We start from the raw sequence: 26211 nt of genomic DNA on the forward strand, positions 1-26211 counted from the left end.
AAATGAAAAATAGTTGTTTATCACCGTAGAATGTGGCAAAGTTATTATCAGATAAACTTTTTAGAATGGATGGACAAAATGCAAAATAAAAATTTAAATATCGGTGCTAGTTGCTCGTTACTAGTGTTTGTACTAATTAACGTTATGATGTGGTTAGGCTCATCTTTAATTACTGGTGCTGGGTTGCTACGGGCGATTATCATTGCGGCGGTGTTATACTTTATCCCCATGTTATTAGCATATTGGCGAGTGCAAGTGGCATACCATATTTTAGGGCTAATTATGATTTTTTATACCCTAAGCTTTATTACATCAGTTACGTTAATTACCGATGGGTCCATTAGTTTATGGCTGCGGATCGTTAATTTATGCCTGGGAATATTTGGTATTTTTATTAACGTAGTTTGGTTCCGATTGGTCTTTAATAATTCTAAACGACGGGTTGCTGAAAAACTAAAGCAACAACAAAAAGATAAATAGAAATTGGTGGGATATTAAATGGAAATTGATGCACAAAAATTTATTGATCAAATAACCGATGAAGACTTTAAATCAACCAACTTTACGGTTGAACGCGCAAACTTAGAACAAGATATTAAACAAAGCGTAGGCCCAATGGTGCAATTTATTGCTGAACAAATTCAATCTGGTGCTATTGCCCAGGCGCGCTTAGAAGTTGCTGATGCTGATACTCAATTTAGATTAGAAACTAGCATCATTAACTTACCATTGCGTTACGCTAAGGCAATCAGCAAAATTATGTCTGGTGATGGTCAACAACCGGTTAATGTTTACATGATTGTTGAATCTCCAGATGTGAACCGTTCCAAATTACGCATTGATGAAGTAGCAACTGCAGACGAATTTGTTGCCCAACAAGCTGCTGCGGTAACTCGCATTGCAGATTGGATGCATGAACAATTAGCCAAAATTGATGCTAGTTTAGCGGCAGGGACCGAAGAAGCTGAAGAAACTGAATAGTTCAAAAAAGACTTGTCTACCCAGACAAGTCTTTTTATTCAGCAATTAACAACTGATCATGAATTAAATCAAATGGTTGGTGATGACGGTTTAGGCGCTTAACTTCATCATTATCAATAAATTTAGCGTTCTGCCAAAAGGCTTTTGAATTAGTGGCACCATTTGGTTCACCAATGACGATCAAGCGAATATGGTGGTTAGATTTCCGGATGGCTTGTAGTAACTCCCAGTCAACGGGCACGCCATCAGGGGACCAACACATAATAATGTCGTCAATTTGATCTTCATACTTATGGAATGCGTCAATGGCACTTAGTTGCTCCACGTTAGTGACTAGGTGCTTACCGGTTTCATTTTCATTGACCCATTCTAGGCTATCGGTAGCAATAACATCGACATTATTATTGCGCAGGCCCTTTGAAATGTAGCCGTTGCCAGCCATTACTTCTAAAACCTTGTCATTACCTACAAAGTCAGCAATGTCTTTGACGAATGGAGCTGAAATGTAGGCCCACATTCCATATTGCTTTTCTAAGTAGTCACGGTAGGAACGTAAAAGTTGGTCTAGCTTAGGTAATGCTGCTGAATATTGATTCCAAAGTTGATCGCCCTTTGGATCATTGGCTGGATATTGTTCGTTAACCTTCTTAAAGATTTGGTCTTGAATGTCGTCAGGTAACAATAGGTTAGGTAGATCTTGGGGTAAATTACCTTCGCTAAGCAATCGATTACTAACTAACACATTGTTAATTAAAAACTTAATTTCACCAAAATCACTAAATAAGTTGGTATATTGTTTTAATTCTTCAATATAGCCTGGTGTTTGTTTAATTTGATTATTTTTCTTAAGCTTTTTAATTAATTTTTTGCGATTAATTGTGAGTGCCTCCTTAATCTTTTGAGTCTAAGTCTAGGGATAACTCTTCTTGCATACTTTTTGGTTGTTCGCTTGGTTTACGACCAGCCTTACCCTTCATGAATGCAGTGATTAATTCGAAGATTTGACTTTTATCGTCCTGGGTTAGGGGTTGGTTATTAAATTTAAGTTCGTTCGTGCTAACGAGAATGGTAGATAATTCAACCACATTGGCATCGTTTTCAGTCCGGTCGACTAAGAAATCAATGCTAACGTTGAAAAAGGTTGCTAACTTAATTAATTCAGGGATTGATGGGGAACGTAATCCTAATTCCCATTTGCCCAATTGAGCTACACTATTTGCACGTGGGTGGGTACCAAATTGTTCATTTAAAGCCGCAGCTAACTTAGCTTGGGTTAGATGCCGACCACGTCTTAGCGTCCGGAGTCGCTTACCAAAGTTTTTTAACATCATATAAAATCACTCCTTAACTTTATTATACCGTCAATTTGTCACTATGAATACTATAAAGAGTATAAGTAATCGACCTATTAACATAATTTAGTTATAATTAAGTTAGTCGATACAAAATTAAAAGAGGGTTAATTAAAATGAAAATGTTAGTATTACAACACAATGAAGTAGAAGGGCCAGCAATGATTGCTGACTGGGCAGATGATCATGACTATGATATTGAAATCTTACGTCCTGATTTAGGGGTAAATATTGCCAAGATTCGACCTGATCAATTTGATTTACTAGTCATTATGGGTGGTGGCAATAGTGCCGAAGATACGCTCGATTGGTTAGCAGACGAACGAGACTTAATTCACCGAGCTCATAATGCGCATAAACCTATTTTTGGGGTATGTTTAGGTGCACAACAAATTGCGTTAGCTTTTGGGGCGTTAGTTGATAACTTGATTACTACGGAAATTGGTTGGATGCCGGTTCAATCAACTAATTCATCAATTGAATTACCAGATGAATTAAATGTATTACATTGGCATAATCAACAATTTACGATTCCAGCAGATGGCGTACGGTTATTCAAAGATGATTTAGATCGTAACCAAGGGTTCATGCTTGGTGATAACATTATCGGTCTACAATTCCATTTTGAAATTGGACAAGATGATTTAAACCGGTTGATTGATTTTGATCGTGACTTTATTGATGCGACCGATGCACCAAATGAAGTCCAACAAACGGCTGAACAAATTAGTAATGGTAAGGGCAGTGATGAAAATCGGGCCGTGCTATACCAACTATTGGATTCCATCACTAAATAAATGTGTTATCATATTATTAATTGACTAATCATGGAAGGGAGGTCGTAATTAGTGTTTCCATTATTTGGAATCGTAATGGTATTCGTCGGCATTGCGGGTGGAGTAGTTGCCAGTAATAAGCAAACCAGCAAGAAGTTGGCTCAAGCTAAGCGGGATGCAGATGATTATTTAGCAACCAAATTAGCGCATATCGAAAATAAAAAGCAACGAATTATTAAGAAGAACCACCGGAGTACCGCTGAATATCAACAAACGATTCTAGAAGATTTAAATACGCAAAGAGCGGATAATGTTACGCGAGAAACCCGCATTCGCCAACATGATGAGTATTTACGTCAATTAGCTAATCGCATTGATGATGATGAAATCCGCTTTAATGAAATTAAAGCTACCAATGCTCAAAACAAACAACACGTGAAGGAAACGTTAGCGCACGCTGATCAGTTGATTGTTGATCGACACGCAGTGTTAAACCAACGAAGTTTACTAGATGATGAAACGGTCAAACAAATGGTCCTAGATGATACCAAGACCGAATTAGATCGTGAACGAGATGTTGAAGTTAAATACATGACTGAATCAACGGAAACATACGCAAATCGAATCGCTGATAATGTTATTATTGAAGCGATTCAACGGGGTCCTGAAGACGTTCCGCGTAGTCACATTGAACGAACGGTGAATGTGCCCAATGCTGAAACTAGAAATCGGTTATTGAGTCATGACGAACAACACTTACGCTTGATTGAGACGTTAACCGGAACCCAATTAATGTTTGATCCTGATGAATATCTATTACTTCATATTGTTACCCACGATCCTATCCGCCGTGAAATTGTTCGGCGGGCTTTAAATGCATTGATTGTTTCGCGGCAAATTAATAATGCTAATATTGAAACGCAAGTTAATAATGCGCGACACAATGTAAACGATGAACTAAGGGAAACGGGTGAAGACGTTGTCCTATCACTGCACTTAGGTGCAATGCATCCCGACCTAATGAAAATCATTGGGCGGCTCAAGTTTAGAACTAGCTATGGCCAAAACGTTTTATACCATTCCATTGAAGTTGCTCAAATTGCTGGCGTGTTAGCTAGTGAATTAGGCCTAGATGCAAGAATGGCACGGCGTGCTGGAATGTTACATGATATCGGAAAAGCAATTGACCATGAAGTCGAAGGCACTCACGTTGAACTAGGGGTTAAAATTGCGGAAACCTACCATGAAAACCCAATTGTGGTTAATGCAATTGCTGCGCACCACGGTGACGTAGAGCCAATTAGTTTAATTGCCACCTTGATATCTACTTCGGATGCCATCTCTGGAGCTCGTCCAGGGGCACGAAGTGAATCAGTGGAAGAATACGTTAGTCGCCTTAAGAACTTAGAAAAGATTGCTGATGCTCAAAAGGGTGTTAAAGAAAGCTATGCAATCCAAGCTGGTCGTGAAATTAGAATCATTGTTAATCCAAAGGAATTAAACGATGAAGAAATGTCTAAGATGACCCAAAAAGTTCGCGACCAAATCGAACAGGACTTAACTTACCCTGGTAAGATTAAAGTCACTTCAATTCGAAAATTAAGTGCAGTTCAATATGTAGGGTATAACCCTAATCATCCTAAGCGACGGCGATATGCAAATGCCGCTAACTAAAAAATCAGCCTGTAGATCAGGCTGATTTTTTCTTTATTTAATGACTTTGAAATTATGGTTATTAGTAGCTTTAATATGGGGATGGTTGCGTAAGTAATTGGCGATTAATTGACTCATCATCACTGAATCCTTTGCAATGACCTTATCGTTACTAAACATGGGGAAGTGTCCGCCACCAGAAGCCCGATACTGATTCAAAACAATCTTTAGCTTCTGGTCTGGGCGAACCGGTTCACCATGATATGTTAAATCAATGATGCGTTGGCCTTCTGGATTACCCACCTTAATGGTGTAATTGACACCTTCATACATATCATAATTATAATGCCGAGCTTTCGGATAGATGAATGCCTCGTTTACCACGATTTGACCATCTTTTAGTGCAAAATACTTAGCACTAATTTCCATTGCGGCTTTTAAATCGGCGCCAGTAATTTCCAAGACCGCCAATTTATTGGGATACACGTAGTTTGTCATAATATTACGCATGGTAATTGGATTTTCAAACCCATGAGCTTCATTATTAAATAAGGCAGTGGCCGAAATATCCACACCCATTGTTTCCATTTGAACCTTTTGAATGAACTCAATAAAGCTAGTTTTATGCACCCGTGCTTCGAACGCATCATCAAAGTAAAGGGAACCATCAATTTTAGAAAGGGGTTCATCTAGCCATCGATTAACCTGTTGACTAAGGGGCTTAATGTAATTTTTGATTGCTGGGTCGGGAGCATAGTCAGCGGTTTTGACCAGTTCAGCATCACTGCTAGTCACTCGATATTTGCCATCCACTTTTTCAATGTTTAAATCAATTTTACCAACAAATTCACCGCGATGACCAGGTTGGGTGATAGGAACGTTAAACAGTTTACTAGCAATCTTACGATGTTGATGGCCCGTTACAAGTGCATCAATCCCAGGAACGTCTTTTAGCATCGCATAACTTTCATTTTCAGAACCTTCGAGTGGTTCGGTCGCGACGCCTTCACTATTCCGTTCGAATCCGCCATGATAGGCAATAACAACGACATCGGCCTGTTGTCTAACGATTGGAACGTATTTACTTGCGGTTTCGGCAACGGAGAGAAATTGTAAGCCAATAATGTTTTCAGATGACTCCCACTTGGTAGCACCACGGGTCGTCATTCCAATAATGCCAACTTTAACGCCATCAATTTCTTTAATCGCATACGGTGCACCTAACACGTGGTCGCCATTTTGGTCCACAATGTTTGCGCATAAATCCTGACGGTGCGTATGCTTAATTGAATTTTGTAAGTATGGTAATCCATAATTAAACTCGTGGTTACCTAAGACGCCATAGTCATAATTGATCATGTTGAACGATGCATCAATCTGGTCTGGACCGGATTGATCTTTAATTTTAGCTATGTAATAAGCTAGTGGTGATCCTTCAAGATAATCACCATTATCAATTGTAATGGTGTTTTTACATTCGGATTGTAAATGTTTGATGCATGAAGCGGCTCGTTCTAGACCAAAGGGTTTATCATTTTGAGCACTAACGTAATTAGTTGGTTCAATGAACCCATGAGTATCACTGGTGGATAGAATCGTTAATTTCATACATACACCTCCGTTGCATTAATTTTAGTTATCTAAAATTATAGTCGTTATTAACTTTAATGTAAATTTTAATATTCTTAATAAATTAAGGAATTGTTAATTATAAAGATTATAATTTAAGAACTTCTATCTTTTTTTAATTAATTTGAACTTTGTATTGACTATCTATTTAACTATGATACTATAAAAATGATTATAAGTGAAAATGTATCACACTTTATATGTTTTTGTCCTATAATCTCGATATATCCAATACACTTAAAGGAGTGGATGTTCATGTTAAATCTTTATGTCGCACCAAGTAGTGCATCAAGTCGGAAGGCACGGGCTTGGCTTAAGGAACATGATATTGCATTCAAGGAACGCAATATCAACTCCAACCCATTGAATGCTAATGAAGTAAAGCAAATTCTTCGCTTGACTGAAAATGGTAGTGAAGATATTATCTCTACTCGTTCTAACATTTTTAAGAAGCTAAACCTTAACCTAGACGACTTATCAGTTTCACAACTAATTAAGTTGGTTGTGAAATACCCTGATTTAATTAGACGTCCAATCATCTTTGATGATAAACGCCTAGAAGTTGGTTATAATGAAGAAGAAATTCGTCGCTTCTTACCACGTAAAGTCAGAGAAGCAGAATTACGTCAATTAGAATCTCAATTGGGTGCATAATTCCGTAATTAAAACTAAGGCATTAATTTCTGTATGGGAATTAATGCCTTTTTTGTAGAATGGAGACCACAATGGAAATTAAAATGATTGCGTTGGACTTAGATGCCACGCTCTTAACTAGTGATAAAACAATTAGTGCCGCCAATACACAAATATTAAAACAATTGCATGCGGCTGGGCTGAAAATTGTCATTTGTACCGGCCGCCCGATTAATGTAATTCAAGACTACATAAATCAACTGGGGTTAACTGGTGTTAATGATTATACGATTACCTTTAACGGTTCGTTGGTTATTAATAATGCTACGCGGGCAGCCATTTTTAAACACGGGCTTACTAAGGAAGACTTCGTTCCGTTAATGCAATTTGTCCAGGCTAATAACGATCCGTTAAACATTTTAGATTTTGATTCAATTTACGAATTAACGGAGTTAGCACCTTCGCAATATCACCAAATTATGAAGGCGGATGTTCAGTTCATTCCCACAACTTTTGCTGATTTATCAGACCAGATTGAGTATAGTAAGGCCATTATGTCGACTGATCCAAGTCGTTTAGATCAAGCCCGGGCAGCATTTGATTCAGCTGGTAAGTACCATGTAGTTCGCTCCCAGCCAAACATCTTAGAGTTTTTAGCACCGCATATGAACAAGGCAGTCGGACTCAAAGCATTATTAACTCACTTTGGCTGGACCTTTAATAACTTAATGGCATTTGGTGATGCTGAAAATGATTTAGAAATGCTTAAGCAGGCTGGCATGGGCGTTGCAATGCAAAATGGTAGTCCGGAAGCTAAAGCCGTTTCAAATGCCACTACGACCTTTGATAATGATCATGATGGTGTTGCTGAATTTTTAACTAGATATTTTAAATAATTAAAAAAGCTGCTAGGCTTTAACTTAGCAGCTTTTCCAATTTATTGATTGTTCTTAAATAAATTAGTAAGGTAGTTCATAAATGTTTCTAAGTACCGATCAGCATCAACTTCGATTGCAGCACTGACGGAAGGGTTTGGATCATCTAATCTAGTATTATCACCAATCGTCCGACCGTACTTTTCCTTATCGGTATTTACGATCATATCGATATCTAACGTCCGGACAAATGATGGATCTTCAGCCACCCCAACCGCGAGGGGATCATGAAGTGAACAGCCATCTAAGTGTGGATATAGTTCGGCATAGATATCAATGTAATAATCAACGATATCAGCGAACTTAGCCCCAGCGTTAGTACCTAGATCACGCCATTGTTGAGTTTCCTTTTTAGTGAGTAGGGTCCGTAATGTCACGTCTAAGCCCACCATTGTATCATGAAGGGGGCTAGTGAATACTTCGTTTGCAGCTTCTGCATCTTGGCTGATGTTGGCTTCTGCAAATGGGGACACGTTACCTTGGACGGTCAAAGCACCACCCATTAAAGTCACGTTACCGATTAAATCAACGATGGCTGGATCCTTTTTAATCGCAGCTGCAACGTTGGTAAGCGCACCGGTTGGGATGATAATTAAATCCTTACCATATTTATGGGCGGATTCAATCATAAAGTCAACTGCGCCTTGCTTTTCGGGTTTACGCTTTGGCGTTGGTAGTTCAACATCCCCAATTCCGTTTTCACCATGGATATGAGCACTCACTGGCAATCTATCAAAATGATCAGAAGTAGAAGGATGCGTTTCGCCCACGTATACTGGAATGTCAGTGTGGCCAACTAATTCTAAAATTTTTAACGAATTTTCAGCAGCCCCTTCAGCAACTAGGTTTCCATAGGAACTAGCTACCCCAATCAAATCTAAACCTGGTGCAGCAACAGCATAGGCGAGGGCCATGGCATCATCAATTCCTGTATCTAGATCTAAAATCACTTTTTTATTTGTCATTTTTAAACTCCCCGTAATTTAATAATTAAAACTAGTTATTTAATGTAATAATACTTTAAAATGGCCTTAAACACAAACGAAAAATGAAGTAGGTGGAAAATTGTTAGTAAAAAGCACAATGATAAATTTATGGCGGCGAATTACAGCTTCCACTTCATTATTAGGGGTGCAGCGTAATTATGCTCGAATTAAGGATGAAGCAACTAAGGGAAATCAATTCGTGGAAATTCATGTTTTCCGAATTTTTCAGCGGGTGTTTGAACGTCATTCTAGTGACGAAGCTGATCGAATTATGATTGCCGGGACGAAAACAACGACGCCAGCCTTAACGAAGGTTTCATCAGCCCCAGTCGAACCATGGTTGTTTTCCCGTTTCTTTTCATTACTGGGCTTTACATTCGCATTATTAACGGCCCTATACCTGGTTTTTGGGAGTGATAAGGCAGTCCCAGGAATGATGGTGGTCGGGGCATTGGTAGTTCCATTTTCAATTCTGATCATGTTTTTTGAAATGAATGTGTACCGCAATATTTCGTTAATGACGGTCTTTACCGTATTTCTGGTTGGTGGGGTGGCATCATTAGTCGCTACCATGATCCTATACGATATTGTTCCATCGGGAAACGGAATCTCATTAGGTTCTGCAATCTTAGTGGGGTTGATTGAAGAAACTGCTAAAACAATCATTATTGTGATTTTTATCAATCGACTAAAGCTAAATTATATTTTGAATGGGATGTTAATTGGGGCTGCCATTGGTGCTGGCTTTGCTGTGTTTGAAACATCCGGCTATACTAATGAATACGGGTTGGTAACGATATTCGTTCGAAGCTGGCAAGCAATTGGTACGCATACGATTTGGTCAGCAATTGTGGGGGCAGCTGTTATTCTTGGTAAGCAACGGTTTAAACAGTTTAAATTCCGCAATGCATTGACCAATATTCACTTTATGACCTATTATTTAGTGGCCGTTTTTTTACATTCCATGTGGGACTGGAATCTGCCAATTGGGTGGGTCGATGATTTCTATCTACAGAAAATCTTTTTGATCTTAGTTGGTTGGATCGTTATCTTTATTTTGATTGATGCCGGACTACGGGAAGTCCGGACGCTTCAAGGACAAGTGATTCGGCGGCACTATCGACGTAAATAAAAGGCATCTCATCATCTGTTTGATGGTGAGATGCCTTTTTGAATTTAATTATCTAATAAAGCGATTAATATGGCGTTGTGGTTTTACACCAAGTTTAGTAAAGCCCCGTTGTTGAGCTTGTTGTAATGGAATGCGATATACTTTACCATTACCATCAGCTTGATTACGATTAGGTGAGTAGTGAAAGCCGTCTTTACGAATATATACACACTTGTTATTCATACCATCAGCTTTTACAGGTTGGATTGCAGTTAAGCCACTAATGAAACCAATCGTTGCTACTGAAATAGCTAAGCTAGTTCTTAATTTAAACATTATTTATCTCCTTATGATACGTAACCATTCTTGTGTATTCGATAAAAACATTATAACACAGGGCGTTTAAGCATACAAAAAACGGTCAGTGATTTTCACTAACCGTTTAATAATTACTTTTTAAAACCGAATAAGAATCCAGCAATGTGTTTATCAATGACTGGGTTTTCGTGGAGCATTGAATGTTCAGCACTTAGTGGATCACTACGATAGAGCCAGAATTGATATGATTTAACATGGGGTTGAACTAACTTACCCATTGGTTTTACAATGTCGACAGCTTCTTCGGCATCACTTTTTAGATTCCAAATTTCACCGGCGATGTTTAAAATTTCAAGATTCTTTGGTAGGTTGGCAGGGCCACCCTTAGCATATGGATCATTAGTTGGATAATCCGCAGCAATCGATACGAACTTAGATACCGTTGGAACGTCTTTTAGATGGGGATGGTTAACCATGTAGTAATAAGCGATATTACCACCAGAAGAGTGCCCTAATAGGTTCACGTGGGTAATATTGTAATTATTCTTCAAATACCGCATTACGTTCACCATTTGGTTACTTTCTTTATATGGATGGGTATTATCTTGGAACACCAGTTGAACAAGGGGATTGTCACTTTCCACTTGTTTATACTGTTCCTTGGTCGAGACCTTACCATTCTTAGAAATGTAAATTTTTAAAGTCCGACTAGCGATATTGTGTTCACTGAACTGTTGAATAAAGTCATCAGTAGAAACGGCATTTCCAGCAAATCCTGGAATAAAAACGGTCGCAGTACGTGTTTTATTCACTTGCACGTTATTTAAAACATTGCCACGGAACTGCCAATTAATTGTAAAACAGAAAATAATTGCTTCAATCACCAGGACAATTCCAATCCCGATGTGTCTTTTACGAATACGCATGGATAAACTTCCTTTACTTTAATCGTAGGTTTTACACCTATGTTAATATAATATTAACATGATATTATAAAACATTATGAAAGAAAAGTGGGAATAATAAAATGAAAGATAATCTTTACGATATTACAATCATTGGTGGCGGTCCCGTTGGGATGTTCGCGGGCTTTTACGCTGGATTACGTAATTTAAAAGTTCAATTAATCGAAAGCTTGGATGAATTAGGTGGCCAAGTCAACGCTATCTATCCGGAAAAAACAATTTTGGATGTGGCTGGCTTTACCGGATTAACTGGCAAGCAACTAGTTGACCACCTCGATGATCAAATGAATACCATGGATATCGACATTAAAACGGGCCAAGCCGTTACTGATATTGACCAGGCTGATGGTGAATTTACCATCACTACCCCGATTGAAACAACCCGTTCTAAATCAGTATTAATTGCTACTGGTGGTGGTTCGTTTGAACCACGGAAGTTAGCAGTAAAGGATATTGAACCTCTTGAGGGCAGTCACATTGTTTATAGCATTCAGGATTTAGCTGATTTTGAAGGTAAAACGGTGGTAGTTGCTGGTGGTGGTAACTCTGCTGTTGATAATGCCTTATTATTGGAAAAGGTGGCTAAGCAGGTCTATTTGATTCATCGTCGCGCAGAGTTTCGGGGCTTAGAACACATGGTTGATGTTTTAAATCAATCCTCCGTTGAATTAGTGACTCCATATTTGATTAAAAAAATATCCGCTAAGCGTGACCAGGTATTAGTAACTGCCAAAAAGATGCGGACAGCTGATGATACCGTGGATATCTTAGCGGATAAGGTATTGGTTAACTATGGTTTTATTGCCAGTAATAAGGTGTCGAAGACATGGTCAATTGACTTAGCTGAAAATCATCACATGTTTGAAACTGGGGTGGGGATGCAAACGAACGTAACTGGTGTTTATGCCGTTGGGGATGGGGCCACATACGCTGGCAAGGATACTTTAATTGCCACTGGCTTTGGTGAGGTACCATTGGCAATCAATCACATTGTTAAAACGCTGTACCCCGACCGTCATGATCCCGTTCATAGTACTTCCATTAAACGATAATTATTTTTTAGACCGCCGTTGCTTAGGCTTTTTGCTGGCAGCGGTGGTTTTTTGTTTTTGATTTAACTCTTTGCGCATGTAACGAACCTCTTGATTTAACAAGTCAACTTCGCGCATTAACTTATCTAATTTATCTGAAGTATCATCATTGGCCGCATTATTCTTAGTGAAGAAGTCGGTAATCGATGAGGTTAACAAACCGATAAAACCAACCCCACCAATCATTAAGACGGCGGCGTCCAAACGGCCACCAGCGGTTTGGGGAGCAATATCACCATATCCAACGGTTGTGGCAGTGGTAATGGCCCACCACATGGCCGTTTTAAGTGGATAGTGTTCAAAGTGCGAGAAGATAAGGGCACTAATGATTAAAATGATGATACTGACTGAAAAGATGTATATAAAACCAGTATCATAAATAAATTGATGGATCTTTTTGGTTAATTTACCGTCCCATCCTAGGTGCCAAAAAATATGATAACCACGAATGATTCGAATTACTCGATAAATTCGAAAGAACACAAAGACGGGATGCCCAGGAATTAGCGACACCAGATCCAAACACGTTGAAATTAAAAAGTGGCGCTTGTTATGACTAAAAATTAAGTTACAGACATAATCAACAATAAATGTAATCCAAATCCCATAGTAGATGAATTGAATCCAGCCACGGTATAGATAAATTACATGGACGTAGTCTAAGACTACCATCACGATTGAGGTGACAGCTAGGATAACAATTACAATGTTATAAAGGAGCTGCCATTTTTGTTTAGTTGACTTAGTAATGGGAATTCACCTCTTAATGATGATTGCTATTTGTTAGCATCTTGATTAGTGACCTTAAGTCGATTGGAGTCAGTAGAACTGTGACCAACTTCAGGCGCATTAGTCTTGTATAGATTAGTGGTTGATTTACCACCGTCCTTAGACAATAAACTAGTCGATTTTTTACCGAGTTGCTTTTCAATTGCCTGGGCTTTTTTCAAACCATCAGAATAGTTATAATCGTCAGCATTAACGGCTTTAAATCCCTTTGGTTTATAGAACTTCAATAGATTTTGTTCATTTAAGGTATCCGATAGGGATAGCTCTTGGGCCACTTGCTTTTTAATCTTAGCAATTTGTTGTTTCTGTTGCTTAGATAGTTTAGCAACTTTACCAGTGTGATTACTGTAAATAGTACCACTAACTGATGTGTATTCGGGACTGACCCAGTCTCGATTCCGAAATGCAACCACTTGGTCGTGCTTACTGGAAAAGAGGTCGGTTCCAAATTGAACGAATGGCTTTGAATTAACGCCTAGTAAATGAAGTAGGGTTGGTAAGACATCAATTTCACCACCATATTTATGACTAATGTAACCATGCTTTTCACCTGGAATGTTAAACATCAGCGGAACCCGTTGCATTTGGGCATTATCATAGTCATTCCAATCATTTGGATTCTTACCTAGGAGTTTAGCTAAGTTTTGGTTTTCAGTATCAGAAATTCCGTAATGATCACCGTACAACATGATCAGTGAGTTCTTTAGTAATCCAGCTTTCTTTAGGTAAGCGTAGAATTCTTTGATGGATTGGTCTAGATAATGAGCTGTTTCGAAGTAATTATTAACCACGGAGTCATCGGTATCAGCAGTCTTGAAATTCTTATCTTCATCTTCTGAATCAAGGGTGTATGGAAAATGGTTAGTAACCGTAATGTATTTAACATAGAATGGTTGTTGTAAGTTTTCGAGATATTTCACTGAGTCATTGAATAACAGCTTGTCCTTTAACCCATATCCAGTGGATTTATCGCCAGAAACATCATAGTAACTAGCATCAAAGAAGTATTGATAACCCATATTTTTATACGTATTATTCCGATTCCAAAAACTAGCAACATTACCATGAAAAACAGCACTAGTATAGTTACCATTTTGTTTTAGAATGGCTGGGGCAGCTTGGAAGGTATTATCATTCCCCAATTGGGCAAATAGTGAACCTTGGGGGAGACCATACGTACTAGTCTCTAACATATTTTCAGCATCGGAGGTCTTTCCCTGACCAACTTGATGGAAGAAATTATTAAATGCATAGGTGGACTTGCTGTGATAGAGCTTATTTAAGAATGGAGTAACTTCTTTTCCATTGACTTTTTTATCGATCAGAAATTGTTGGAAACTTTCCAAGTGGATCACAATTACATTCCGGCCTTTAGCAATCCCTTCCATCTTAGGATTAGCCGGGGCGTAGTGATTGCGTGTAAATTTAAGTACGGTCTTTAGTTCTGACTTAGTAGCCATTGCACGCAGGTCCTTAGTATGTTGTGATTTGGCAGCATCATATGCCGTAAAAGCATCGAGGCCCAGATACTTAACGATGTAAGTCCGATCGAACGTTCTAGTAATTAATTGGGGACGATCCATTTCACCTAACGTTAAGTTAAATGCTAGTGCTAACGCTCCAATCGAGGTAATGGTAAAGCCCATTTTGCGTTTTAGTGGGCGTTTATCGATCTTGATTAACTTAAATAGAACGAATAGTAATACTAAGATGATATCAAGCCAATAAATGACGTCATGCGGCTTGGTTAATGCTAATGAACTACCACTAAGTCCCTGATTAACTTTTGAATATCCGGTCATGGTACTGATGGTCATAAAATCAGTAAATTCACGGTAGTAAATGACGTTTAAATATAATAGTAGGGTATTTAAAACGTCTAAAATGAAAATTAACGGGTAAAAAAAGCGCGCTTTTTTAAAGTATAGTGCAATCCCAAATATTAAGATGGTAGTTGCAGCAGGATTAATAAGCGCTACAAACATTTCAAATCCACCACTAATGCCTAATTTGAAGTCAATAAAATAAGCAGCAATGGTTTTAATCCAGAATAAGCCGACTAATAACCAAAACAGGCCTAAACGAGTGCTAAGTTTTTGAAAAAGTCGTTTCACGATTCGCAAGATAGAAGATCTCCTTTTGTGCTTTTAACTTATTTAATATTATCAAAATCTGTCTAAAATAGCATGAAATGTTTCGAATTATTAAAAAAATTAATCTTATCAGTGCTTTAAATACTATATATTGTTATAATTAGAGATGAAATACCCATATATGGAAAGAATCGAATGGAAGGGAGGGGTTATCCGTGGATTTAGCTAAATCAATTACTGATGCTAAGCTAAAAGTCGTCCAAAATGATGGTAGTGCAGTTGAATTTCACCCGGATCAATTACGGGCAACATTGTACGAATTCACAGATAATCCCGATGTTGTTAAACGTTCCGAAATCCTTATTTTTGCTCAGTTACTGTCATATAGTACGATTAAGCTGTTTGACTTAAAGTGTATTATTTATCGCACCCTTCGGCAACTGCGCTATTCTAAAATTGCCAATCAATATTATCGCAAGATGTTATCACATGAATTATAATCAAGGATAGACTGATAATTTGAGGGGATGAACCAATGGCTATTAATGTATATATTGTGCGCCATGGACAAACTTACTACAACATTTATAATAAGTTACAGGGATGGAGCAACTCTCCATTGACTCAAAAGGGAATCGATGGAGCCAAACAAACTGCTGATAAATTGGCGCAAGTTGAGTTTAGCGCTGCTTATTGTAGTGATACTACACGGGCTGAACAAACTGCGAATATTATTTTATCAGCCAATCAACGGAATCATCCGGAATTAACCGTTTCGCCATTCTTTCGAGAAGAATTTTACGGTTACTTCGAAGGAACTGATATGAACCAAGCTTGGTATTTAGCGGGAGCGCCACATGGCAAGCCTACGTTTAAAGACATTGTCGAAAGTGATTCCATTGGGACTGCTAAGGATTATCTTAAGGAAGCCGACCCATTTCATCAAGCTGAAAACAATGCAGAGTATTGGCAACGTTTAGATCAAGGGTTAGATTTAATTAAAAATAACCCTAAGCTAAAAGATGGCGATAATGTTTTAATGATTAGCCATGGTAATACGGTGCTTAGTATTGTAGAACGTTTTGGAAATGGTAAATATGACGTTACCGAACGACCTGCAAATGGCAGTATTACTAAGTTAAGCATTAGTGATTCAGGGACTGAAGTTACTGATTATAATATTCAATAAGTTAAAAAGCCTAACGCATTTAATTGCGCTAGGCTTTTTAATAGTCATTTTAAATTTATAATTATGAATTAGTCACCAACACGTGCGGCACCAACAAGGTTCCACCATGATGAGTAAATACTTTCTTTGATCACACCACGGTTTTGGGCATCGATCATCTTACCATCACCAATGTACATTCCAACGTGAGAAATGCTACGAGCACTTGATCCGAAGAATACAAGGTCACCCTTCTTAAGTGAATTTACTGATACCTTTTTGTTAGAGTTATATTGAGCTTGAGCAGTGCGTTGTAAGTTAACACCTAAAGCTTGCTTGTAAACATATTTAGTGAATCCTGAACAATCAAATGAAGAAGGACCAGTAGCACCATATACGTATCTTACACCCATGTGATCATTAGCTTCATCAATTAATGAAGCTGCTTCGTCACTAGTAGCAGCATGTGCGCTTTGGTTAGCGACGATTGCTGATCCAGTGGTAAATAATGTAAATGCGGTTGCGATGCTTACGATTGCTTTTTTCAAATGACTATTCATAATATAAATTAATTCCTTTCGATTTTTAAAATTTATTTTTTGGTTTTTGATTTATTTTTTAATTTATTTTTAATTCGTTTAAACAACAGTTATAAGATTACCAATTTTATGTTACAGAAAGATAACATAGGCGTTGCAAGTCAGTTAAATCATATAACAGGCTGTAATTTAAATTTTTAGTTTTATTTTAAGGATAATGTGATAGAGTATGTTTATACACGAATAGTGGGTGAATAATATGGATGAAGATAAGTTGAAATTAGCCCCGATTGATGTCCATAAAATTATTTTCCGAATTGGCGAAGTCAGTAAAATGACGGGTGTTTCACCACGCCAATTACGTTATTGGGATCAAAAGGGCTTTATTAAATCACAGCGTCATGATACAAGTAGTTCACGAGTTTATACATTGTTAAATCTTTTTCGGGTCGGCTTAATTAAAAAGTATCTAGACAACGGCTATACTTTAAAGGCCGCTGTTCAAAAAACAAATGAACGCCAAGATATGATGGAAACAATGCATCATTTCATTTACCATTCAGTTAGTGGCATTGAAAACATTGATGGTAAATTAATGATTAACATGGGCTACTTTGATAAAGCCAAAACTAGTTATTTGTATGGGCGTTTGGATGAAAATGATGAAACTGAATATAAAGTGATCCCGGTTGATAAACTGGATCACAACTAAAAAACACCTCATTGGTAATCGACCAATGAAGTGTTTTTTTAGTGGTTATTTAATTAATCATTCTTGTGAAGTGGTAGTCTAACGGCTAGTTTATTTAATGCCACAGCAATCAATGGGAAGACAATGTTAAAGATTACGATGGTGTAAGCAATGACTAGGCCGGATTGTTTAATAACTTGGTTATCAACAGTAACCATCCCAATTGCAATGATGATTGTAAATGCGATGATATAACGAATGATTTGACCAAATTGACTCATGACACCTGCTAAGAAGTCATAAGATGGATCGAGCCGCTTCCGATACTTAGTTGCAATCATTAATAATTCAGTGAATGCAACGGCTCCGGCAATACTCAAACTAATGATGATCGTTGACCAACTAGTTTTAGCAATTCCCAATGCGAAACTAGTGGTTAGATTAGTTAGTTGTAATCCAGTAATGACACTGAAGCTAAATGCAGCGAGCCAATAAATAGGATGCAAGATTGAACGACTGGCAATAAAAAGCGTTAATAGGGCAATCAAACCAATTAATGCTAAGCTGATTAAGCCGTCCTTAAAGAATTGATTCTTTAAGGTGTTTTGTTGTGCTGGTTGGCCGGTAATTGCCACTTCTGAATTAGCAATAGCAGTTCCTTGTAACATAACGTCAACGTCCTTTTGGATGTTATTGAGCACCTTACTAGTTGCTTGAGCATTTGTTGGATCGCCTTGGAGAATAACGCTAATTTGAGTGGTCTTATTATCGGCACTATTGTAGTTATATAGTGATTGTTGGAAATCAGTATCAGCTAGTTGGTCAGGCGTAATGTAATAAACAGCACCGACACTACTCTTGGAAAGCCCATCTAAGTAATCATAAATGGAATTTAACTTACTGTTAACGGCTTTTGTAACGGTGCTAATTTCTGCAAAGATGGCCTTAGCTTGTTCTAGCTTAGCAGCATATTTACTGATTTTAGTACTTAGTCGATCAGATGAATCCGCAATCGTTTGACCCTGTGACTGAATTGAATTTAATCCATTTGCAGCACTCTTTAGTGTTGAATTTAAGTTATTAAGTTCTGATTGGTAGTTCTTAATATTATTCGAGGTCGTCTTTTGATTGCCAAAGCTAGAATGAGTCGTTGCGTTTGATAATTGACTAGCTAGTTTACTATTCTCACTAACTAAGCTGTTAGCGGTTGATTGTAATTCACTAACGGTACTAATTTCACTATTTAATCCGGATGGATCAATGTTCTTTTGACCTACTTTTGCTTGTTTTAAGGTCGTGTCTAAGTTAATTTGAGCAGCATCAATTTTCTTGGTAATGCTGTTTAATTGGCTTTGAACATAGTATTTATTGATTGGAATCCCGCTTGGTTGGGTAACGGAGTAGACAGCATCAACTCCATTTAGTGATTTAAGCTTAGTCGTAAGAGCATCAATTTTTTCTAGGTTACTTTGTTGATTAAGCGGTTGTTGATTATGAATGTAAATGGTAATTGGCGTTGCCTTACCTTGACTAAAGTGTGCTTGTAAGACCCGGGCCCCCACAACCGCTTGGTTGGTACTCTTAGCGTTGTCTAAGTCGGTATAAGTAACGTTATTGCGGTATGAATAAGCGAATGGGCCTAAAATGTAAGCCACTAGGATAATTCCTGCCAATGGTTGCCATAATGATAACCGAATTAACTGATACCAACCACGGTGACCATCAACGTTAATCGGATTGTGACGGGGCCAAATAATTTCTGGGCCTAATAAACTAGTAAAGATTGGATTTAAAGTTAATGTTGCAATCATTAAGATAACGAAAACGATTGCTAGTGAAGCCAATGCTCTAAGTGAGTAAAATGATGTAAAGTAAAGGCTGGCAAAACTAATTGCTAAGACTAAATTAACTGCCATAATCGGATACATTACTTTACGCATCCCACTGTTTGTAGCACTAAATGAGTCGCGATATTGACCCATTTCATCGCTAATTGCTTTAATAATGATAAAGTTGAAAATACTACCTAAAATAATGGTAATTAGTGTTACTAATAACGGGGTGAATTCTGAAAATGCAAAGTTACGATGTACAGTGAGGTTGCTGATTAAACTAAGTGATGTGATATAGGTAACGACTAACGTTATAGCTGAAACTAGTGGTGCAATGATTGACCGGAAATAAATGGCCATTAGGACAATTGCGATCACGAAGGCAATCATCGTCACCGTCTTAGTTACTTTTGCGACCTGTTGAGCATTGATGTTTTGAATGATGCTAGGACTAGTAACATAGGTATTTAGTCCCGATACATTCATTTGCTCTTGTAATTTATTAACCAATGATCCGTTGGTATTATAAGCCTTGCTAACATTCAAACTAACGATTTGAGTGGTTTGGTCATTAGAAAATAACTGTAATTTACCATTTGGATTATTATTAATAGTGCTAATTTTTTGAATCCCTAAACTACGATTCTTTTGTAGATTCGTAACAGCTTGATTGATCTTAGTTTGTTGCTGACTGGTAATTTTACCTTGTGGATTATTGTAAACCACGTTCAAACTAGTGGAACCTGAAATCCCCCGGCCCCAATTATTTTGGAGCTGATCAGCCTTAATGATTTGGGATGTATTATTATATTGTGGTTGACCGTAATTAGTAATTAAGTTAGTTACATTAGGTAACTTTGTAATCGCAAAGAAAATTGCGACGATCCATAATACAATTACGATTAACCAATTAGTACTAATGCGTTTTAGTAAGTGCATATAAAGACTCCTTTAAAATAGATTAAACTTATGAAAAATGGCGATGGTAGAAAATCCAAACAATGATACATAGAATAATTGAGATGAAGAGAGTAATTACCCATCCCATATGTGAGCTTGCAAATGGCAGGTTCACGTTCATTCCATAAAAGGCAAATACGATATTAGGCACCGACAAGATTAGTGAGAAAATTGTTAAAAATTTCATGGTGGAGTTTAGGTTGCTATCTAATAAATTAGAATAAGCATCAGCAACTTCACGGGTCACACTACTTGATACTTGAGCCATTGAAAGTCCTTGGTTAGCTTCAATGATGATGTCTTCGATTCGAGCTGCTTGAAAATCAGTGAATTGATTTTTAAATAAACGTTGAACAGTCGATAGCATTTCAGAGTTAGCAGTTAATGCCGTTAAGAAGTAAACCGTCTTAGTTTGTAACCCTAGTAGCTGGTTAATCGAGTCACGGTTGGCTTGATGGGTCAAGTGCGTTTGAATGTCAGTTCGTTCACGATTGGCATTGTTAATGAAATCAAAGAACTTAGTGGTAATTTGAAATAACGTCTCTAGGATTAAATCAAAAATGAAAGTTGGATCTTTGATATTAGGATTTTGTAAAATGCCATTAATCAGTGGAACTACGTACGCGGTTCGCTTTCTAGTGAACGTAAATAGTGTATCGTCAGTAATTAATAGGCCGATTGGCTCAACACTGATATCACCTTTAAAACGGGGGTGAATAGGCGCATCGTAAATAAATAAGCGATAGTTTTTTTCCTCATCAACTTCGATCCGCGGCCGTTCATGGATATCCATCGCATAATCTAGGATATCTTGACGAATTTGATAGTTATTCCTTAGTTTAGCACGGTCTTTCTCATCTGGATTTTCAACTTTGATCCAGTTGAATTTGTTGTTGACTAATTGAGTGTTTATCAAAATGATCTATCCTTTATATATATAATTAACTATCATTATAGATTATAACGGCGTGTTTTGCGTATGAAATTTATAAAAAAGTTGAAAAAATCTAAAAATATTGTTTCGTTTTGTAAATTTCTTACTATAATTAAATATATTGTATATAAAATTGACCGTATGATGAATCGAGGATAACTAATGAATAATAAAAGATCTAAAAAAGATAATTTCTCACCCCGGCAAAACCCACTAAATAAAAAGAAGCACAGTCATTGGATTGCAATTTTAATCATTGTCGTTGTTTTGGCAGTATTAGTGTTTGGGTTTGCAATCCGTAAAATTAGTAACCGATTGGAAAGCGCCCAGCCGCAATCGCAGTCTAGTAGCCAATTAACTTCAGAAGAAATTCAACAAATTAAACAACGACGGGCCTTCGTTAAACAAGTTGCTGAACCATCCATTCGGGTTTATCAAAATGATTTTCATGTATTGCCTAGTATCGTAATTGCGCAAGCCATCTTGGAATCTGACTGGGGAAATTCTAAACTATATCAAGTTGCTAAAAACCCATTCGGGATTAAGGGTGAATACCAAGGCCAATCAGTATCATATGACACTGCTGAATATGTTAACGGCAAGAAAATTACCGTTGCAGCTAAGTTTAGAAAGTATCCAAGCCTAGAAGCTGCAATTAAGGACCACGATAAATCAATTAAGACCCACTTTATTAAAGATGATAATGTAACGAGTTATGTGGAAGCAGCTAACTTACTACAAAAGAATGTATATGCCACTGATCCTAAGTATGCTGAAAAACTCATTAAGGTCATTAAAGTTTATAATTTGAGTCGGTATGATATTCAAGCGCTAAATAAAAATTAGTCTAACACTAGCAATTTATACGCAAGGTATAATATAATTTAATTGTTAAATTATTATTTTTAGAAGGGAAGATCGATGCTGGAAATTTTATCTAAAATGTATGGTCCATTCTTTGACCCCCACAACTGGGCAACGGTGGTTACGTCAGGGAATGATTGGCTAATTATTCTTTCGTTGGTGTTAATTGAATGTTTGTTATCTGTTGATAATGCGGTGGTATTAGCTGCTCAAACACAGTCCTTACCGACTAAGAAACTTCAAGAAGAATCATTATTTTATGGAATTTGGGGTTCCTATGTCTTCAGATTTATCGTAATTGGATTGGGGACGTTCCTAATTCACTTATGGGAAATTAAAGTAATTGGGAGTCTTTACTTAGCTTATCTAGTTTATAAACACTTCTTTAGTCGAAAGAAGTCAAAACAACAGGTTAAAAAGACAAAATCAACTGATCCAAAGCACCATCGGAAGTTATTTTGGATGACAGTGTTACAAATTGAAATGATGGATATCGTCTTTTCAGTGGACTCTGTATTGGCGTCATTAGCAGTATCGCCCAACCCCGTAATTGTTTTAATTGGTGGGATGATTGGAATTCTGTCAATGCGTGGGGTTGCCGAAGTTATCATGATATTAATGAAGAAAATTCCAGAATTAAAATCCATGGCATATGTATTAATTGGCTTTATTGCAATTAAACTATTCATATCAATTCCAGCCATTGATATTGAATTGCCACCGCTTTTATTCAGTGGAGTGGTATTTGCAACGGTGATTATTACATTGATTATTCATATGATTAGAAAAAAGAAGGGGACGAATCCTAATGACCACTAAAGTAACGAGGGATACATTAGATCAATTTGTTGATAATCCACTAACGATTATTGATTTTTGGGCCCCATGGTGTGGACCATGTAAAATTATGGATCGAATTATTAAGAATTTAGAAGCCGAATATGGTGACCAGGTACAATTTGGTAAGTTCAATGTGGATGATAATCAAGATATTGCAGAGCAGTATAAGGTGTTTAGTATCCCTAGTCTAGTTGTATTTAAAGACGGTAAGGGTGTTGAAAAGGTGTCTGGCATTTTTCCAGAACCTAAATTAGCTGAATTTATCGAACAAAAAATTGCGGAAATAGATTAAATCTTAAATTGACATTGAGATTAAGAAATGCTAATATTTTTAATAATCAATTAAGAAATGTTTACATTCCATTTAAGTAGAGCATTATCTGGGCGTCAGGAAGTCGGTGGTTGCTGCGAACCGATCAGGATAATGAATTCGAAATACCGGAATTATTTTCATGCATGAAACGGATATAGACCCGTTATCGTCTAGTAGAGTGAACAGCCTTTTGTGCTGTTAAACTGGGTGGTACCACGGTATTAAAAGTCGTCCCAATTACATTAATTTGTAATTGGGACTTTTTGTTTTTTAAGAAAGGATTTGGCAATTATGAATAAGCAACGACCAAAGATTAGTTTACAAGAGGGGATTATCGTTCTCTTGACGTTATTATCAATTATGGCCGCCGGAATTATTGGACTTGGAATCACTCCTGAAGTGCCCATTTTATTTGGCATTATGTTATTAATTTTTTGGGCCTGGTTACGCGGGTTCTCTTGGGATGATATCCACGAAAGTTTTTCGATTGGGATTAAAAATGGGATTGTTCCATTATTTATCTTCCTATTAATTGGAGCATTGATTGGGGTTTGGATTGCAACTGGAATCATTCCTAGTCTGATGGTGTTTGGATTTAAATTAATTAGTATTCGATGGTTCTTACCGTCAGTATTTGTGGTTTGTGCAATTGTTGGTTCGATCATTGGAAGTGCCTTTACAATCATTTCCACCTTAGGAATTGCATTCATGGGGATTGGATTAACCATGGGCATCAATCCAGCAATGGTTGCTGGAGCGGTATTATCTGGAGCAGTATTTGGGGATAAGTCTTCTCCATTATCTGCAACCAATAACCTATCTGCAGCAGTTGCTGATGCAGATTTGATTGATCATATTAAAAATATTATGTGGTCCACATTACCGGCCAGTGTAGTGGCGTTTATCCTATACGCATTGATGAGCCAAGGAAATGGGCATGCTGATTTACATCGCATCCAAGGAACGATTCAAACTTTGCATCAAAACTTCAATATTACACCATGGGCAATCATTCCAGTCATCTTATTATTCATCTGTGCATGGTCTAAAATTCCAACGATTCCAACGTTATTTATTAACATTGTGGTGTCATCTGGAATTGGAATGATTCAAGACCATCGATTAAACTTAGTTCGTTTGAACGACGTAATTCAAAATGGATACGTTGCTAGAACTCACAACCCACAAGTTGATACATTACTTACTAGAGGGGGAATTGCAGGGATGATGGGAACCATGTCCTTAATCTTTGTTGCCCTTGCGTTAGGTGGAATTTTAATGCATCTAGGAATTGTGGATGCAGTGATTAGTCCGCTTACCAAACGTTTGAAATCAGATGGTAATTTAATTACGACAGTAATTGCCACTTGTATTGGTGTAAATATCTTCATTGGTGAACAATACTTATCAATTATCTTGCCAGCAAATGCATTCAAGAAAACATTTGCTGAAAATAATTTAGCCCCAGTGGCCTTAAGTCGGGCCTTAGAAGATGGGGGAACTGTAATTAACTACTTAGTACCATGGGGAGTTGCTGGTGCGTTTGTTACGAATGCGTTGGGCGTTCCAACAATTCATTACCTCCCATTTGTGTTCGTTAGTTTGTTCTCACCAGTCTTTTCCATTATTAGTGCTTACACTGGAATTGGTATCAAACACTTAAAACCAGTTAAATAACGAAAAAACACGCTAAGTCAATTTAGATTTAGCGTGTTTTTTCATTACTAATTATTATTTATTTTGTAAAATCAATGACCATCCGACCAACAATTTTACCATTTTTCATTTCATCGATAACATCGTTAATTTCTGATAATTTTCTAGTATGAACAATTGGCTTAACCTTACCTTCAGCTCCGAATTGGAACGTTTCGCGGAGGTCTTCACGAGTTCCAACTAATGACCCTTCAACGTGGATTCCATCTAATACGGTTTTAGCAATGTTTAGATCCATGTTACCCTTTGGTAATGCTACTGCGACCAAGTGGCCGTCTGGTCTTAGGGCATTAATGGCTTGGTTAAATGCGACTGGGGTAACGGCAGTGATGACGGATACATGAGCACCACCATCGGTTTGGGCTTTAACTTCACCTGCTAAATCATCATCCCGATAGTCAATGCCAATCTTGGCGCCCACTTTTTTAGCTTCATCTAGGTTTTTGCCACGTGCAATTGCAACTACGTTAGCGCCAAATACGTTATTAGCGAATTGGACCCCGAGGTTACCGAGTCCACCAGCTCCAACAATTTCGACCCATTGACCTGGTTTAGTTTGACCCACCTTTAATGCTTTGTACATTGTTACTCCAGCACAGGTGAGGGAAGTCGCTTCCACTGGATCAAGGCCGTCTGGAACTTTAACGGCGTAATTAGCATCAACGATTACTTCTTCAGCCATGGCTCCATCAACTGTAAATCCAGCGTTTAAGACGTTACGACAGAGCGTTTCACGACCAGTTAAACAATATTCACAGTGTCCACAACCTTTGAAGAACCAGGCAATTGAGACACGATCGCCAATCTTAAGGCTATCAACATCATCTGCGACTTGAATGACTTTTCCCACTCCTTCGTGGCCAATGATTCGGCCAGGTTGATCACCAAAGTCGCCATTGGCAACGTGAAGATCAGTGTGACAAAGGCCACAGTATTCAACTTTTACTAATGCTTCACCGTTTTTAATAGGACGAAGCGTAACATCCTTAATATCAACATATCCATCTGAGTTTGGTCTTACGACAGCTGCTTTCATGAGCGT

At 37.6% G+C, this 26211-nt stretch carries 27 protein-coding genes; 15 read left to right on the forward strand and 12 right to left on the reverse strand.

Annotation, left to right across the window (positions count from 1 at the left end; all coding sequences use genetic code 11):
• Window positions 1-78 precede the first annotated feature (78 nt).
• Together R4146_RS02615 and R4146_RS02620 are read left to right on the forward strand one after the other, a co-directional pair.
• Window positions 79-480, forward strand: a complete 402-nt coding sequence (locus R4146_RS02615; protein ID WP_339959894.1) for a hypothetical protein — start codon at window positions 79-81, stop codon at window positions 478-480.
• Between the two features lie 18 nt (window positions 481-498).
• Window positions 499-981 (forward strand): hypothetical protein, encoded by a 483-nt coding sequence (locus R4146_RS02620; protein WP_339959895.1) that lies wholly within the window; start codon window positions 499-501, stop codon window positions 979-981.
• 34 nt (window positions 982-1015) lie between these two features.
• Here the strand turns inward: R4146_RS02620 and R4146_RS02625 are convergent, their stop codons facing one another.
• On the reverse strand, window positions 1016-1858 hold the full coding sequence (locus tag R4146_RS02625; protein ID WP_339960642.1) for an SAM-dependent methyltransferase: 843 nt from the start codon (window positions 1856-1858) through the stop codon (window positions 1016-1018).
• A 13-nt stretch (window positions 1859-1871) separates the two neighbouring features.
• Window positions 1872-2312 carry a helix-turn-helix domain-containing protein gene (locus tag R4146_RS02630; RefSeq protein WP_339959896.1) on the reverse strand — a complete coding sequence of 147 codons (441 nt, stop codon included), beginning with the start codon at window positions 2310-2312 and terminating at the stop codon, window positions 1872-1874.
• A 137-nt stretch (window positions 2313-2449) separates the two neighbouring features.
• On the opposite strand from R4146_RS02630, the gene R4146_RS02635 reads away from it, so the two are divergent.
• Both R4146_RS02635 and rny read left to right on the forward strand, forming a co-directional pair.
• Window positions 2450-3130: a type 1 glutamine amidotransferase gene (locus R4146_RS02635; protein ID WP_339959897.1), complete on the forward strand. Its 681-nt coding sequence runs from the start codon at window positions 2450-2452 to the stop codon at window positions 3128-3130.
• Between the two features lie 51 nt (window positions 3131-3181).
• Window positions 3182-4783, forward strand: a complete 1602-nt coding sequence (gene rny / locus R4146_RS02640; protein ID WP_339959898.1) for a ribonuclease Y — start codon at window positions 3182-3184, stop codon at window positions 4781-4783.
• Window positions 4784-4816: 33 nt separating this feature from the next.
• Here rny and R4146_RS02645 read toward each other — a convergent pair whose 3' ends face one another.
• On the reverse strand, window positions 4817-6370 hold the full coding sequence (locus R4146_RS02645; protein WP_339959899.1) for a bifunctional metallophosphatase/5'-nucleotidase: 1554 nt from the start codon (window positions 6368-6370) through the stop codon (window positions 4817-4819).
• Between the two features lie 276 nt (window positions 6371-6646).
• Between R4146_RS02645 and spx the strand changes: the two genes are divergently transcribed.
• Together spx and R4146_RS02655 are read left to right on the forward strand one after the other, a co-directional pair.
• Window positions 6647-7045, forward strand: coding sequence for a transcriptional regulator Spx (gene spx, locus R4146_RS02650; RefSeq protein ID WP_339959900.1), 399 nt, complete (start codon window positions 6647-6649; stop codon window positions 7043-7045).
• 71 nt (window positions 7046-7116) lie between these two features.
• Window positions 7117-7920: a Cof-type HAD-IIB family hydrolase gene (locus R4146_RS02655; protein WP_339959901.1), complete on the forward strand. Its 804-nt coding sequence runs from the start codon at window positions 7117-7119 to the stop codon at window positions 7918-7920.
• Between the two features lie 41 nt (window positions 7921-7961).
• Here R4146_RS02655 and R4146_RS02660 read toward each other — a convergent pair whose 3' ends face one another.
• Window positions 7962-8924: a nucleoside hydrolase gene (locus R4146_RS02660; protein WP_339959903.1), complete on the reverse strand. Its 963-nt coding sequence runs from the start codon at window positions 8922-8924 to the stop codon at window positions 7962-7964.
• A gap of 118 nt (window positions 8925-9042) precedes the next feature.
• Here R4146_RS02660 and R4146_RS02665 point away from each other — a divergent pair, with 118 nt between their 5' ends.
• Entirely contained in the window at window positions 9043-10077 is a 1035-nt protein-coding gene (locus tag R4146_RS02665) for a PrsW family intramembrane metalloprotease (protein WP_339959904.1), read from the forward strand.
• Window positions 10078-10125: 48 nt separating this feature from the next.
• On the opposite strand, the gene R4146_RS02670 is transcribed toward R4146_RS02665, so the two are convergent.
• Together R4146_RS02670 and R4146_RS02675 are read right to left on the reverse strand one after the other, a co-directional pair.
• Entirely contained in the window at window positions 10126-10392 is a 267-nt protein-coding gene (locus tag R4146_RS02670) for a hypothetical protein (RefSeq protein WP_339959905.1), read from the reverse strand.
• 113 nt (window positions 10393-10505) lie between these two features.
• Entirely contained in the window at window positions 10506-11300 is a 795-nt protein-coding gene (locus tag R4146_RS02675) for an alpha/beta fold hydrolase (RefSeq protein WP_339959906.1), read from the reverse strand.
• A gap of 101 nt (window positions 11301-11401) precedes the next feature.
• Between R4146_RS02675 and R4146_RS02680 the strand changes: the two genes are divergently transcribed.
• Window positions 11402-12391, forward strand: coding sequence for an NAD(P)/FAD-dependent oxidoreductase (locus tag R4146_RS02680; RefSeq protein WP_339959907.1), 990 nt, complete (start codon window positions 11402-11404; stop codon window positions 12389-12391).
• Here the strand turns inward: R4146_RS02680 and R4146_RS02685 are convergent, their stop codons facing one another.
• Window positions 12392-13186, reverse strand: a complete 795-nt coding sequence (locus tag R4146_RS02685; RefSeq protein ID WP_339960643.1) for a potassium channel family protein — start codon at window positions 13184-13186, stop codon at window positions 12392-12394.
• Between the two features lie 20 nt (window positions 13187-13206).
• A complete protein-coding gene (locus R4146_RS02690) occupies window positions 13207-15342 on the reverse strand; it encodes an LTA synthase family protein (protein WP_373695332.1) in 2136 nt (711 codons plus the stop codon).
• Window positions 15343-15527: 185 nt separating this feature from the next.
• Here R4146_RS02690 and R4146_RS02695 point away from each other — a divergent pair, with 185 nt between their 5' ends.
• Window positions 15528-15812, forward strand: coding sequence for a hypothetical protein (locus tag R4146_RS02695; RefSeq protein WP_339959909.1), 285 nt, complete (start codon window positions 15528-15530; stop codon window positions 15810-15812).
• 35 nt (window positions 15813-15847) lie between these two features.
• Entirely contained in the window at window positions 15848-16501 is a 654-nt protein-coding gene (locus tag R4146_RS02700) for a histidine phosphatase family protein (protein WP_339959910.1), read from the forward strand.
• 68 nt (window positions 16502-16569) lie between these two features.
• Here the strand turns inward: R4146_RS02700 and R4146_RS02705 are convergent, their stop codons facing one another.
• On the reverse strand, window positions 16570-17040 hold the full coding sequence (locus R4146_RS02705; RefSeq protein ID WP_339959911.1) for a C40 family peptidase: 471 nt from the start codon (window positions 17038-17040) through the stop codon (window positions 16570-16572).
• 238 nt (window positions 17041-17278) lie between these two features.
• Between R4146_RS02705 and R4146_RS02710 the strand changes: the two genes are divergently transcribed.
• Window positions 17279-17731: a MerR family transcriptional regulator gene (locus R4146_RS02710; protein WP_339959912.1), complete on the forward strand. Its 453-nt coding sequence runs from the start codon at window positions 17279-17281 to the stop codon at window positions 17729-17731.
• Between the two features lie 53 nt (window positions 17732-17784).
• On the opposite strand, the gene R4146_RS02715 is transcribed toward R4146_RS02710, so the two are convergent.
• Together R4146_RS02715 and R4146_RS02720 are read right to left on the reverse strand one after the other, a co-directional pair.
• Window positions 17785-20481 carry an MMPL family transporter gene (locus R4146_RS02715; protein WP_339959913.1) on the reverse strand — a complete coding sequence of 899 codons (2697 nt, stop codon included), beginning with the start codon at window positions 20479-20481 and terminating at the stop codon, window positions 17785-17787.
• 28 nt (window positions 20482-20509) lie between these two features.
• Entirely contained in the window at window positions 20510-21418 is a 909-nt protein-coding gene (locus R4146_RS02720; protein ID WP_339959914.1) for a magnesium transporter CorA family protein, read from the reverse strand.
• Window positions 21419-21598: 180 nt separating this feature from the next.
• Between R4146_RS02720 and R4146_RS02725 the strand changes: the two genes are divergently transcribed.
• The 4 genes from R4146_RS02725 to nhaC all read left to right on the forward strand — a co-directional run bounded on the left by R4146_RS02725 (window position 21599) and on the right by nhaC (window position 25130).
• Complete coding sequence (locus R4146_RS02725; RefSeq protein ID WP_339959915.1) at window positions 21599-22282, forward strand: glycoside hydrolase family 73 protein; 684 nt, start codon at window positions 21599-21601, stop codon at window positions 22280-22282.
• A gap of 75 nt (window positions 22283-22357) precedes the next feature.
• Window positions 22358-23119, forward strand: a complete 762-nt coding sequence (locus tag R4146_RS02730; RefSeq protein ID WP_339959916.1) for a TerC family protein — start codon at window positions 22358-22360, stop codon at window positions 23117-23119.
• Complete coding sequence (gene trxA, locus R4146_RS02735; RefSeq protein ID WP_339959917.1) at window positions 23109-23432, forward strand: thioredoxin; 324 nt, start codon at window positions 23109-23111, stop codon at window positions 23430-23432. The genes R4146_RS02730 and trxA overlap by 11 nt, the downstream gene beginning before the upstream one ends.
• Window positions 23433-23744: 312 nt before the next feature.
• Window positions 23745-25130 carry a Na+/H+ antiporter NhaC gene (gene nhaC, locus R4146_RS02740; RefSeq protein ID WP_339959918.1) on the forward strand — a complete coding sequence of 462 codons (1386 nt, stop codon included), beginning with the start codon at window positions 23745-23747 and terminating at the stop codon, window positions 25128-25130.
• A 58-nt stretch (window positions 25131-25188) separates the two neighbouring features.
• Here nhaC and adhP read toward each other — a convergent pair whose 3' ends face one another.
• Window positions 25189-26205 carry an alcohol dehydrogenase AdhP gene (gene adhP, locus R4146_RS02745; protein ID WP_339959919.1) on the reverse strand — a complete coding sequence of 339 codons (1017 nt, stop codon included), beginning with the start codon at window positions 26203-26205 and terminating at the stop codon, window positions 25189-25191.
• Window positions 26206-26211: the final 6 nt, after the last annotated feature.

Source organism: Nicoliella lavandulae, from assembly GCF_037546185.1.
Lineage (GTDB): Bacteria > Bacillota > Bacilli > Lactobacillales > Lactobacillaceae > Nicoliella > Nicoliella lavandulae.